10 protein-coding genes are annotated in these 12,179 nt (G+C 62.4%); 3 read left to right on the top strand and 7 right to left on the bottom strand.

The annotated features are described in order from the left end of the window. Positions 1-77 precede the first annotated feature (77 nt). Positions 78-1,862, top strand: a complete 1,785-nt coding sequence (locus AMC88_RS29805) for a thiamine pyrophosphate-requiring protein (protein WP_037145958.1) — start codon at positions 78-80, stop codon at positions 1,860-1,862. 36 nt (positions 1,863-1,898) lie between these two features. On the opposite strand, the gene AMC88_RS29800 is transcribed toward AMC88_RS29805, so the two are convergent. From AMC88_RS29800 to AMC88_RS29770, 7 genes are all read right to left on the bottom strand, one after another. Then, the gene (locus AMC88_RS29800; protein ID WP_037145957.1) at positions 1,899-2,663 is read right to left on the bottom strand and encodes a FadR/GntR family transcriptional regulator; all 765 of its coding nucleotides are present in this window, start codon (positions 2,661-2,663) and stop codon (positions 1,899-1,901) included. 24 nt (positions 2,664-2,687) lie between these two features. After that, positions 2,688-3,749, bottom strand: coding sequence for a four-carbon acid sugar kinase family protein (locus AMC88_RS29795; RefSeq protein WP_064830232.1), 1,062 nt, complete (start codon positions 3,747-3,749; stop codon positions 2,688-2,690). Then, entirely contained in the window at positions 3,746-4,738 is a 993-nt protein-coding gene (locus tag AMC88_RS29790; protein ID WP_064830231.1) for an ABC transporter ATP-binding protein, read from the bottom strand. The genes AMC88_RS29795 and AMC88_RS29790 overlap by 4 nt, the downstream gene beginning before the upstream one ends. Next, a complete protein-coding gene (locus tag AMC88_RS29785) occupies positions 4,738-5,745 on the bottom strand; it encodes an ABC transporter ATP-binding protein (RefSeq protein WP_064830230.1) in 1,008 nt (335 codons plus the stop codon). The genes AMC88_RS29790 and AMC88_RS29785 overlap by 1 nt, the downstream gene beginning before the upstream one ends. Next, entirely contained in the window at positions 5,742-6,701 is a 960-nt protein-coding gene (locus tag AMC88_RS29780; RefSeq protein ID WP_064829551.1) for an ABC transporter permease, read from the bottom strand. Before AMC88_RS29780 ends, AMC88_RS29785 begins: the two co-directional genes overlap by 4 nt. A gap of 2 nt (positions 6,702-6,703) precedes the next feature. Further along, positions 6,704-7,660, bottom strand: coding sequence for an ABC transporter permease (locus tag AMC88_RS29775; protein WP_004677191.1), 957 nt, complete (start codon positions 7,658-7,660; stop codon positions 6,704-6,706). Positions 7,661-7,784: 124 nt separating this feature from the next. Further along, on the bottom strand, positions 7,785-9,422 hold the full coding sequence (locus AMC88_RS29770; protein WP_004675479.1) for an ABC transporter substrate-binding protein: 1,638 nt from the start codon (positions 9,420-9,422) through the stop codon (positions 7,785-7,787). Positions 9,423-9,745: 323 nt separating this feature from the next. Here AMC88_RS29770 and AMC88_RS29765 point away from each other — a divergent pair, with 323 nt between their 5' ends. After that, the gene (locus AMC88_RS29765; protein WP_064830229.1) at positions 9,746-10,651 is read left to right on the top strand and encodes a dihydrodipicolinate synthase family protein; all 906 of its coding nucleotides are present in this window, start codon (positions 9,746-9,748) and stop codon (positions 10,649-10,651) included. Between the two features lie 10 nt (positions 10,652-10,661). After that, positions 10,662-11,849 carry a sialidase family protein gene (locus AMC88_RS29760; RefSeq protein WP_037115052.1) on the top strand — a complete coding sequence of 396 codons (1,188 nt, stop codon included), beginning with the start codon at positions 10,662-10,664 and terminating at the stop codon, positions 11,847-11,849. The last annotated feature ends 330 nt before the right edge of the window (positions 11,850-12,179 follow it).

Raw genomic sequence — 12,179 nt, 5'->3', positions numbered from 1 at the left:
ACCCCGGCGATCTGATCTCGCAATGCCTTGGTCGAGCTGCTCGTGCGACCACCATTCTGCAAACGAGGATATTTTCCATGACGAAAACGGTCGGCGATTTCATTGTGGCACGGCTTGGCGAATGGGGCGTACAGCGTATGTTCGGCTATCCCGGCGACGGCATCAATGGCGTCTTCGGAGCGCTCCACCGCGCGTCCGACAAGATGCAATTCATTCAGGCACGACACGAAGAAATGGCGGCATTCATGGCCGCCGCCTATGCGAAATTCACAGGCGAACTCGGGGTCTGCATCGCCACCTCGGGACCGGGCGCAACCCATCTGATCACCGGTCTCTACGACGCCCGCATGGACCATCAGCCGGTTCTCGCCATCGTTGGCCAGCAGGCGCGCCGTGCGCTCGGCGGGCATTATCAGCAGGAGCTCGATCTCGCCGCCCTCTTCAAGGATGTCGCGAGCGATTTCGTGCAGCAGGCCTCAGCCCCCGCCCAAGTGCGTCATCTGATCGATCGAGCCGTCCGCATCGCACTCGCCAACAAGACGGTGACAGCGATCATCCTGCCGAATGACCTGCAGGAAATGCCTTATGAGGAGCCCGCGCGAAAGCACGGCACAGTCCATTCGGCCCCAGGTTACCGGCCACCGAGGGTCTTTCCGCATGGAGATGATCTTCAGGCTGCGGCCGATATCCTCAACGCCGGAAAGAAGGTGGCGATCCTCGTCGGCGCCGGCGCACTTCATGCCACCGACGAGGTCATCGCCGTAGCGGACCGCCTTCAGGCTGGCGCCGCCAAAGCCTTGCTCGGCAAGGCGGCACTGCCGGACGACCTCCCTTGGGTAACCGGTTCGATCGGACTTCTCGGGACGGAACCCTCATGGAACCTCATGCGGGACTGCGACACCCTGCTGATGATCGGTTCCGGCTTTCCCTATTCCGAATTCCTGCCGGAGGAAGGTCAGGCACGCGGCGTGCAGATCGACATCAATCCCGATATGCTGTCGCTGCGTTATCCCATGGAGCTCGGCCTGACGGGCGATGCAGCCGAAACGCTGCGGGCGCTCTTGCCTCTGCTGCGCGAAAATCCCGATCGCAGTTGGCGGGAAACCGTCGAGAAAGACGTCGCCGCCTGGTGGAAAACGTTGGACGAGCGGGCGCATGTCGAGGCAAATCCGGTCAATCCGCAACGCGTCGTCAGCGAGCTCTCGCTGCGGTTGCCGGATAACGTCGTTATCACCAGCGACTCCGGCTCCTGCGCGAACTGGTACGCACGCGACCTCAAGATGCGCCGCGGGATGAAAGGGTCGTTGTCCGGCGGACTGGCCTCGATGGGCGCTGCCGTCCCCTATGCGATCGCCGCGAAATTCGCCCATCCCGAGCGCCCCGTTGTCGGCCTGGTAGGCGACGGCGCCATGCAGATGAACAACCTCGCAGAGATGATCACCGTAGCCAAATATTGGAAGGCCTGGACCAATCCGACCTTCGTCGTCTGCGTCTTCAATAATCAGGATTTGAACCAGGTGACCTGGGAACAGCGGGTGATGGAAGGCGACCCGAAATTTGATGCGTCACAGTCCATTCCAGATCTGCGCTATCACAAATTCGCCGAGCTTATCGGGCTCCGCGGCATCTTCGTCGACCGACCAGATCAACTCGGCGCCGCTTGGGAAGAAGCTCTGGCCGCCGACTGCCCCGTCATTCTCGAAGTGAAGACAGATCCCGAAGTGCCGCCGCTGCCGCCGCATATCACCTTCGAGCAGATGCGGAAGATCACCTCGGCCCTGATGACCGGAGATTCACATGAAGCCGGCGTGATCGCCGGGACCTTCCGTCAGCTCTTTGCCGGAATCTTGTCGCGGCGATAGGCCTCGACCTATTCGCGAAGCCGACGTCTCCCGGTCTCAGAAGGACAGATCGAGCGCCCTGCCCTCAAACAGACGGTCTCGGGAGCCCTCGAGATGCGCCTTCATCAGCCTTTGCGCATCATCGGCGCGGCCATCGGCGATCGCCTTGTAGATGGCGTTATGCTCTTCATAGACCTGCTCTAGCCCCTGACGGGGGCCGAGCAGGGAGAGGCCGTGCAGATGCATGCCGACGGCGATATGGGCTTTCAGCGCATCGATCGAGGCGGTGTAATAATGGTTGTTGGCAGCCTCGGTCACGGCGCGATGGAAAATGAAATCGGCATCGGTGCGGTGAAGCTGGTGGCTGGTCGCCTCGCGCAGATCCGCAAGAGCGCTGGCGATCTTCTGGATCGCCTGCTCATTACGGCGCTTGGCGGCGAAATAGGCGGCGGCCGGTTCGATGGTCAGGCGGAATTCGTAGCAGCGCTGAATATCGGCAATGGTCTTGACAGGCGAATAGGCGAGCTGCGTCGTCGGCGATCCATGCGCGCTGACGAAGGTGCCTGCCCCCTGGCGGGCATAGACGATGCCCTGGTCGCGCAGGCGCGCCAGCGCGTCGCGAACGATCGGCCGGGATACACCGAGCATCGAGGCAAGTTCGTGTTCGCCCGGAAGGCGTGAATCCGGCGGATAGTTTCCGCCGCGGATCCGCTCGAGCAGCTGGTCGAAGACGCGATCGACCAGCTTGACGGCCTTGCCGCGTTCGGGCTTGCCCGGCGGGCCGACTTCCGCGTTCAAAGATTCGCCATTCGCTTCAGTCACGTCATTCTCCCCGACGGTATCATTCTATGCCGCCTGATTCCGAAGAACCAGTCTTAGCAAACTATCAGGCTTGCCGAAGCCCCCCGACTTGACGGCGCACCGAAAAGGCCGCCCGTCGGCTGCCGCGACATCGAACCACGGAATACCGGCCTCGATTTCGCCCTTCGGTGTGAGCACCTTCACGTCAAGCGCATGGAGGATGGCCAGCGCCGTATCGCCGCCGCCGACCATCAGCATATCGGGCCGCGTATCGTCGATCACTCTTTTGACGCCTGCCGCAAAGTCATGGGCGACGAGGGCCGCATCTGCCGTCATATCGCCGGTGCAGCGCAGCAGCACCGGCAGCGCCAGGCCCTCCCCGCATTCGATCTGCCCCATCGGCGCGTCCACCACCATACGCAAGGCGCCGGAGGCTTCGAGCCGGTTCATCTGGGCGGCGGTGATCGGATCGCGCGAACCGAAGGCAAACAGAGTGCGCGGGGTCGCTACATATTCCGCCATCGACCGCTCGGTTTCGCCGAGGCGGCGGGCAAATGCCGCACCGAGGCCGCGCGCACCGACGGCGAGCGTCGTCAGCCAGACATGACCCGCGACGATCTGATCGAGATCGGCATCGCCCTCGGCATCGGCGACGACGACATTGTCCGCGCGGCCCTCGAACAGATCGGCGATCGGCAGCGGCTTGTTGACGCCACGGCCGACGACACAGCCCCGGTAGGTCAGGCGCTCCTGATCGGGAATGGCGGGCGCCACGAGAATATTCTTCAGGCCGAGCGCATCCGCCAGCGCCAGGCTTTCCGCCGCAACATTGCCCTTCAGCCGGGAGTCGATCTTCTTCATGACCACGCCGGGCTTCACGTCGCGAAATTTCCCGGCCGCCGACAGGACCCTTTCGGTGGCTTCATGCCCGCGCAGCGCGCGCGAGGCGGTATTGACGACGACGACATCGCAGCCGGTGGCGATCGCATCCTGCGCCGCACCGACATCGACGGCGACGGCGACCGAGAGGCCGGCCGCAACGAAGGGGGTGCCGGTATCAAGCGCCCCCGTCAGATCGTCGGCGATGATCGCGGCCTTCAGCGTCATGCGATCTCGTCCGTATTGACGGCGTGGCAGGCGACAAGATGGCCGGCCTTGGCCTCCTTCCAGACGGGTATGACCTTGCTGCAGACATCCATCGCGATCGGGCAGCGCGTGTGGAAACGGCAGCCGGAGGGCGGGTTCAGCGGGCTCGGCACGTCGCCCTGCAGGATCTGGCGCTGGCGGGTGCGCTCATGCTCCGGATCGGTCTCCGGAACGGCCGACAATAGCGCCCTGGTATAGGGATGCAGCGGATTGTCGAACAGCTCCTCGCGGGTCGCAAGCTCGGCGAGCCGCCCGAGATACATGACGCCGACGCGGGTGCTGATATGGCGCACTACCGCGAGGTCATGGGCGATGAAGAGGTAAGTCAGTCCGTATTTCTCCTGCAGGTCGAGCAGAAGGTTGATGATCTGCGCCTGGATCGACACGTCGAGCGCAGAGATCGCCTCGTCGCAGACGATGAATTTCGGCTGGCAGGCAAGGGCGCGCGCGATGACGACGCGCTGGCGCTGGCCGCCGGAGAGCTCGTGCGGGTAACGCTGGGCAAACCGCGTGGGCAGGCCGACATCGCTGAGCAGCGCCGCGACCTTGTCCTTCAGCTCGGCCTTGGTGCAAAGCTTGTGAAAGAGGATCGGCTCGCCAATCGCCTCGCCCACCGTCATGCGCGGATTGAGCGTCGAATAGGGATCCTGAAAGACGATCTGCAAGTCGCGGCGGAAGGGCCGCATCTGCCTCTCGTCGAGTGTGGCGAGGTCCTGTCCCTTGTAGACGACCCTGCCGCTGGTCGCCTTGTAGAGATTGAGGATGGTGAAGCCGGTCGTCGATTTGCCGCAGCCGGATTCGCCGACGAGGCTCAGCGTCTCGCCCTCCATGATGTCGAGATCGACATTGTCGAGCGCATAGACTGTGGCCGAGCGTTCGCCGAAGGCGCCGAGCTTGACGTGGAAATGCTTGACCAGGTTTTCGACCTTGAGCAGCGGTTGAGCAGCCATCACGCGGCCTCCTGCATTCTCTGGACGACGAAACAGGCGGCGCGATGGTTGCTGCTGCCGCTCAAGGGTTCGAGCCGCGGCACCTGCTCGTGGCAGATCGCCTCGACAAGCGGGCAGCGCGGCGCAAAGGGGCAGCCCTTTGGCCGGCGGCCGGGCTCCGGCGGCGTGCCGCCGATCGAGGAGAGCCGGCTTGTCGGCGGATCGGACAGTTTCGGGATCGAGGAGAGCAGGCCGCGCGTATAGGGATGGCTCGGGCGGGCATAGAGTTCGTCAACCGGCGCATCCTCGACGACCGTACCGGCATAGAGCACGGCGACGCGATCGACGAGGCCGGCGATCAACGCCAGATCATGGGTGATCCAGACGACCGACATGCCGAGCTTGGCGCGCAGATCCTTCACCAGATCGACGATCTGGGCCTGGATGGTGACATCGAGCGCCGTGGTCGGCTCGTCGGCGATCAGGAGCTTCGGGTTGCAGGCAAGGCCGATCGCGATCATCACGCGCTGGCGCATGCCGCCGGAAAGCTCGTGCGGAAAGGCTTGCAGCCGCTCTTCCGGGCCAGGAATGCCGACGAGGCGCAGAAGCTCGACGGCGCGGGCGCGGGCCTCCGCCTTTTTCATTTTGCGGTGATAGATCAGCGACTCGCAGATCTGGTCGCCGACGCGCATGACGGGATTGAGCGAGGTCATCGGATCCTGGAAGACGAAGCCGATATCGCCGCCGCGCACCTTGCGCAGCTCGGCATTCGACATCGTCTGCAAGTCGCGGCCGTCGAAGCTCGCCGATCCCTTGGTAACCTTGATCTTGTTCGGCAGGAGCCGCATCAGGCTCAGCATGGTGAGGCTCTTGCCGCAGCCGGATTCACCGACGACGCCCAGCGTTTCGCCTTTGTCGACATGGAGGTCGATGCCGTCAACGACGACGGCCGGGCCGTTGCGGCCGTCGATCTCGACGGTGAGGCCCCTGACATCGAGCAGGCGTTCTCTGTTTTGCGTGTCCATCATTTGCTGCCCCGCGGATTGAGCGCGTCGTTGAGGCCGTCACCGAGGAAGCTGAAGGCAACCGAGGCAAGGCCGAGCACGGCCGCCGGAGCGGCGAGAAGATGCGGATAATGCTGCCAGACGCGAAGGCCGTCCGAGATCATGTTGCCCCAGCTCGGCGTCGGCGGATTGACCCCGACGCCGAGGAAGCTGAAGGCGCTTTCCAGCACCATCGCCGTGCCGAGACCGGCGCTGACCGAGACGATCAGCGGCCCGAGTGCATTCGGTACGACATAGCGCTTGATGATGACCCAGTTCGACAGGCCGAGCGCCTGGGCCGCGGTAATATAGGGCCGGCTGCGGATCGACAGGACCTGGGCGCGCACGAGACGGGCATAGGGCGGCCAGGAGATCAGCGCCATCGAGCCGAACACGAGGATGAAATCCACCCATATCGTCTGGCGGTAGAAAGGATTGAGAGTCTCGAGATAACGCGCTTCCATCCAGCGAGTGATCGGCGATTTCAGCGAGGCATTGATGACGACGACGAGCAGCAGGTTAGGCACCGACATCGTGACGTCGGTCAGCCACATGATGGCGCGGTCGAAGGGATTGCCGAAGAAGCCGGCGACGGCGCCGAGTGTGAGGCCGATCAGCACGGCGAAGAAGGTGACGATGACTGCGACGAGGAAGGCGGTCCGCGTGCCGAAGACGACGCGGCTGAAGACGTCCCGGCCGAGGTCGTCGGTTCCGAAGAGGTGGCTCATCGACGGCAGCGCGTTGCGCGCGTTGAGGTCCTGGCTGAGATAATCATAGGGCGTGAGATACGGCCCGAAGATCGCGGTGAAAGCGAGGATCAGGACGACGATGAGGCCGAAGACGGCGAGCTTGTTGCGCCGCAGCCGATGCCAGGCGTCGCGCCACAGGCTGACCGGCGGCTCCTCGATGGTCTCGGTGGTGGAAAGAGGGATTGCGGACATGGTCAGCGGCTCCTTCTTGAATCGTTGGCGCGCGGATCGAGCAGCGGATAGAGCACGTCCACCAGGAGGTTCGACACCATCACCAGGAACGATCCGATCAGCGTGATCGCCAGGATGACGGGATAATCGGAATTGATCAGCGCCTGCACCGTTAGGCGGCCGAGACCCGGCAGGCCGAAGACGAGTTCGACGAAGATGGCGCCATTGACGATGGTGATCATGATCAGGCCGAGCTGGGTCACGACAGGCGTCAGCACCGGCCGCAGGATATGGCGCAGCGCCACGACAATCTCGGGCACGCCCTTGGCGCGGGCGGTGCGAACGAAATCCTCCGACAGCACCTCGATGACGGCGGCGCGGGTCTGGCGCACGATCAGCGCGATCGGCTGGAAGGAAAGCACGAGCAGCGGCAGCAGGATGCGGACATCGAAGACACCGCCCCAGCCATAGGGCACGCTTGCGCCCGGCAAGAGCACGATCAGCCCGACCATCAGCAAGGGACCTGCGACATAGGCGGGGATCGCCCAGAGGAAGAGCGCCGAGCCCAGAATGGCATAGTCGAGGCGCGAATTCTGGTTCAGCGCGGCGATCATGCCGAGCGGGATCGCGACGACAGCCGTCAGGATGATGGCGCAGAGGGCAAGCTGGAACGAGACCGGGGCGGCAGCCGAGACCATCGCCCAGACGGCGCGGCCCGATGTCAGCGAATTGCCGAACTGACCGTGCAGCAGGTTCCAGATGTAAAGGCCGAACTGTTCGATGAAGGGCCTGTTGAGCCCCGCACTTTCGCGGATGGCCTCGATGCGCTGCGGATTGTAGGCGACGTCGCCCGGCGCGCGCAGGAAGATGAGCTTGATCGGATCGCCGGCGCCGTAGAAGGCCAGCGCGTAGACGGCCAGCATCACCACGAGAACGGACGGAATCCAGATGGCGAACCGGGTTAGCACGTAGCGCAGCAAGGCCACCTCCCACCTGTTGTCGATGCGGTCCACCCCTGAAGCCAGATCGCATCTCTTCGTCTTGAAACTTGCGCGAAGGCCTTGCAGCCTTCGCGCGCTTGTTGCCAGGAACGATAATTCCCAATCAACCGATGGAAATGTTCCAGGGTTCGGCGATCTGCCAGTCGAGGTTCTTCTCCATGCCCTTGACCTCCTTGGTGGCCCAGCGCGACATCGCCTGAGAATACCATGGAATGAAGGCCCAATCCTCGCGGAACGCCTTCTGGGCCTCCTGGGCGAGAGCAACGCGCTGCGGATCGTCCGCAGCCTTGGTCGCCGCTTCGGCAAGGGCGCTGTCGACCTTGTCGTTCTTGTATCCGCCGAGCTTGTTCTGCGCGTTCGACGAGGTCGAGGCGATGCTGCCCGCCAGATAGGAAACAGCGTCGGGAACACGGGTGCCGACGTCGTCGCGGAAGATCTGGACCGAGTTCTGATCCGGACCGGCATAGGCGTCCTGCTGCGGCTTCATGTCGACGGCCGTGATGCCGAGGTTCTGGCGCCATTGCTCGGCGATGAACTGGGCAGCGGCCTGAATGGCCGGCGCCGAGATGCCGACGAACAGGAGCTTCGGCAGGCGATCGGGCCCGCCATAGCTCGATTCGGCAAGCAGCTTCTTGGCGGCTGCCGGATCATAGGGAAAAGGCTCGAAGCCGGAATTGTCAGCGCCGGGCACCGAGTTGAGGATCTGGTCGGCCTTCTTGTGGGGGCCATCCGGATAGGACGCCTTGAACAGGCCGTCGCGATCGACCGCCATGATCAGCGCCTGGCGCACCTTCGGATCGTCCATCGGCGCGCGGGAAGTGTTGAACCAGAAGTGCTGGCTGGTCGGGATCAGCGGGCCGGCCGAGAATTCCGGGCCGAGATCCTGAATGATCGTCGAGGTGACAAGCTCGGTATGGGCGTTGAACTCGCCCGACTTGATCAGCGACGTCGCAGTGACATTATCCTCGATCGAGGTGATGTCGATGCGGGCAAGCTTCGGCTTCGGCCCGAAGAATTTCTCATTCGGCTCGAAGGTGATTTTGCCGGCATCGATATCGATGCTCGTCAGCTTGAACGGGCCGGAGAAAACCGGCTTGTTCTCCGGCTTGTACCAGTCGATGATTTCCTCGCCGTCGCTGCCGCGCGACTGCGACGCCTTTGTGATCGGAGCGATATGGTTGGCGAGGCGCATGAAGAAGATCGGATCGGCGGCGGCGAGCGTCACGACCACCGTTCCCTCGTCGGGCGTCGCGACCCCGGTCAGCTCATTGCCCGAGCCGGCGGCGATTTCGGCGTAGCCCTTGACCTTGCTCAGCACCTGGTCGGCGCGCTGGCTCTTGGTGTTCGGCATCGAGGCGACTTCCCACGATCCCTTGACGTCGGCCGAGGTGATCTTGCTGCCGTCGGAGAAGACGGCCTTGGGGTCGATCTTGAAGGTCCAGACCGTGTTGTCGGCCGATTCCCAGCTGGTGAAGACGTAGGGCTTGATATTGCCCTGACTGTCGAAATACATGGGCGAAGCCCACCAGATCGAGTTCCAGCGGAAGGTTCTGCCGCCGCCACGCAGCGGCGACCAATCCTGGTCGAAGGCCGGATGGGCGACCTTCAGGACCTGGCCTTCATCGGCCAGCACGATGCGGGCATTCATCCCGAACACGGTCAGCCCGACGCCGGCGGCAATGCCGAGCTTCAGCGCGTTGCGGCGCGATAGATTGGTTTTATCCGATTGATCAAAAGTCATGGCATTCCTCCCAGGTGAAATCGGCAGCGCTCTCCCTGCGCTGCCAGGCGCAGCACAATCCATCGCCTATCGTTCTCTCGTTATTGTAAATATGTCAACAAAAAATCGCGATTTCCATTCGAACAAAATTTATCTCTAAAAAAATAATAGCAATTACAATAAGATAAATTTTCGATTTCAGATCAAGTCATTTTGTCTTCTTGACAAAAGCGCCGTGATGGAAAAGTTCTTAATACTCCATCGCAGACAGAGGCATGACAATCGGGCGCAGTCGCACGGTTCGGACACGGATCGGCAAGCCAGGACGCGCCGAAGGAGGGGATATGAGCCACCATAGGATCACTGGCGTCTTCAGCGCGGCCGCAACGCCGCTGACAGCAGACAACACGCCGGATCTCGCGCTTTTCACCGATCATTGCCGCCGACTGCTGACCGAGGGATGCCATGGCGTGGCCCTGCTCGGCACCACCGGTGAGGCCAATTCCTTCTCCGGTAGCGAGCGGCGCGCCATTCTGGAAGCGGCTGTGAAGGCCGGCATTCCAGCCGACAGGCTTTTGCCGGGCACTGGCGTCGTCGCCATTCCGGAGACCGTGGAACTGACGCGGCACGCACTGTCGCTCGGCGTCACCAAGGTGGTGATGCTGCCGCCCTTCTATTACAAGGGCGTCTCGGACGACGGCCTGTTCGCCGCCTATTCGCAGGTACTGGAAAAAGTCGCCGACACGCGTCTGCGGGTCATTCTCTATCATATCCCGCAGGTTTCGGGTGTTCCGCTCTCCATTCCGTTGATCGGCCGGCTGATTGCGGCCTTCCCGGAAACCGTCGTTGGAATCAAGGAATCTGCGGGCGATTTCAACAACATGCAGGCCATCATCGCCGCTCATCCCGGCTTCTCGGTGCTGGCCGGCGCCGATCCGCTGCTGCTGCCGCTGATGAAGGCCGGCGGCGCTGGCTGCATCACGGCCACCTCCAATCTGGTGGCGGATTCGCTGCGCACCGTTTACGACCATGTCCACGACGAGGCGCGCGCCGCCGATGTCGAGGCGGCGCAGGCACGCATCAATGCCTATCGCACCCTTTCCAACTCCTACGTCCAGATCCCGACCATCAAGGCAATGATCGGGCTGAAGACAGGCAATCCAGCCTGGAAGCGCACCCGCGCACCGCTGATGCCGCTGAGCGAGGCCGATTATGCCGCCCTCGCCGATAGCTACGCCAAACTGCCTTGAGGAGATCGCAATGACATTTACCGGCCTGCCTCCGGAAGACGTGCCCGCTCTGATGACCGGGGCCGTCACCCCGCACCTCTCTGTCGCGGGCCGCGCCGATGCCTACCTGCCCTCGCCCTGCATCCAGAATCATGCAGCAAATCTCGCCTTTCTTCCCGACGGCACGCTGAGCTGCGTCTGGTTCGGCGGCACGATGGAGGGCATGGGAGATATTTCGATTTACATGTCGCGGCTGCCACCGGGCTCCGAGCGGTGGTCGGAACCGGAAAAGATGAGCGATGATCCGGAGAAATCAGAGCAGAACCCATTGATTTTCAACGCGCCAGACGGAAAGACATGGCTGCTCTACACGTCGCAGACCTCCGGCAACCAGGATGGCTCGATTGTCAAATGCCGGATATCCGATGACGGAGGCAAGACATTCGGTCCGGTCCAGATCCTCTGCGACAGCCCCGGTACCTTCGTTCGCCAACAGATCGTCGTCAACGACCGGGGCGACTGGCTGCTGCCGGTCTTCCGCTGCGTCGGTCTTGAGGGCCAGCGCTGGAGCGGCGATGCGGATACGGCAGCGGTGCTGATCTCGCGCGACGGCGGCGCCAGCTGGCAAATGCGCGATATTCCAGACAGCATCGGCGCCGTCCACATGAACATTCTGCCGCTTGGCGGCGGCGACATGGTCGCCTTCTACCGCAATCGTTTCGCCGAAACCATTCTTTCCAGCCGATCGGCGGATGGCGGCGAAAACTGGAGCCCGCCCGAGCCGACCGAACTGCCGAACAACAACTCGTCGATCCAGGCCACCGTTCTGGATAATGGAGGGATTGCAATGGTTTACAACCATTCGAATGCTGATATGTCGGATGCGCGGCGTCAGTCTCTCTACGACGAAATCGAGGGTGACGAGGCTGGAGAGCACGCTGCTGTCGTTGCCGATGCCGGCCGCAAGGCGGTCTGGGGCGTTCCACGCGCGCCGCTCAGCCTGGCGATCTCGAGGGATGGCGGCAGGACTTTTCCGCATCACCTGGATCTCGATACGGGTGACGGCTTCTGCCTCAGCAACAATTCCAAGGATTCGCTGAACCGCGAATTCTCTTACCCCTCGGTCATCCAGGGCAGCGATGGTACGCTCCATGTCGCCTACACCTATTACCGGCGCGCCATCAAATATGTGCGCCTCGCCCCGCAATTGCTGCCGTAAGCGACGCGGCAGCCGGAAAATTGTAAACCTGCATCCAATCGCGCGCGAAAAGATGCTGGGCCGCAGGTGCAGGACCAGCCAAGCGGCAGGAAATTAACAAGACACGCAGACGGGGGATTGATCGCCGGTCCTTCATGACCGGCAAGTATTTCCAGCGGGATCATTCAATTAACATATTGATATTTATATACATCATTGCAAGTATGAGATAGCTTGAAGCGTACCGGACCGCATGTCGGACGATAAAAATTTCCGCACCGTGGAATGCCGGCTTGACATTGATCTTACAACTTTACAATAAATGACGCGACACTATCGCCGCAAGATCTC

The sequence above is a fragment of the Rhizobium phaseoli genome (genome assembly GCF_001664385.1).
Classification (GTDB): Bacteria; Pseudomonadota; Alphaproteobacteria; order Rhizobiales; family Rhizobiaceae; genus Rhizobium; species Rhizobium phaseoli.
The sequence above is the reverse complement of the archived record's forward strand: the minus strand, read 5'-3'. Positions and strand labels throughout refer to the sequence as shown.

Bases quoted from the DNA above. Each gene is read 5' to 3' on its own strand.
- AMC88_RS29790 (WP_064830231.1), bottom strand. From the start codon at position 4,738: ATGGCTGCTCAACCGCTGCTCAAGGTCGAAAACCTGGTCAAGCATTTC.
- AMC88_RS29760 (WP_037115052.1), top strand. From the start codon at position 10,662: ATGACATTTACCGGCCTGCCTCCGGAAGACGTGCCCGCTCTGATGACC.
- AMC88_RS29805 (WP_037145958.1), top strand. From the start codon at position 78: ATGACGAAAACGGTCGGCGATTTCATTGTGGCACGGCTTGGCGAATGG.
- AMC88_RS29770 (WP_004675479.1), bottom strand. From the start codon at position 9,422: ATGACTTTTGATCAATCGGATAAAACCAATCTATCGCGCCGCAACGCG.
- AMC88_RS29780 (WP_064829551.1), bottom strand. From the start codon at position 6,701: ATGTCCGCAATCCCTCTTTCCACCACCGAGACCATCGAGGAGCCGCCG.
- AMC88_RS29795 (WP_064830232.1), bottom strand. From the start codon at position 3,749: ATGACGCTGAAGGCCGCGATCATCGCCGACGATCTGACGGGGGCGCTT.
- AMC88_RS29765 (WP_064830229.1), top strand. From the start codon at position 9,746: ATGAGCCACCATAGGATCACTGGCGTCTTCAGCGCGGCCGCAACGCCG.
- AMC88_RS29785 (WP_064830230.1), bottom strand. From the start codon at position 5,745: ATGATGGACACGCAAAACAGAGAACGCCTGCTCGATGTCAGGGGCCTC.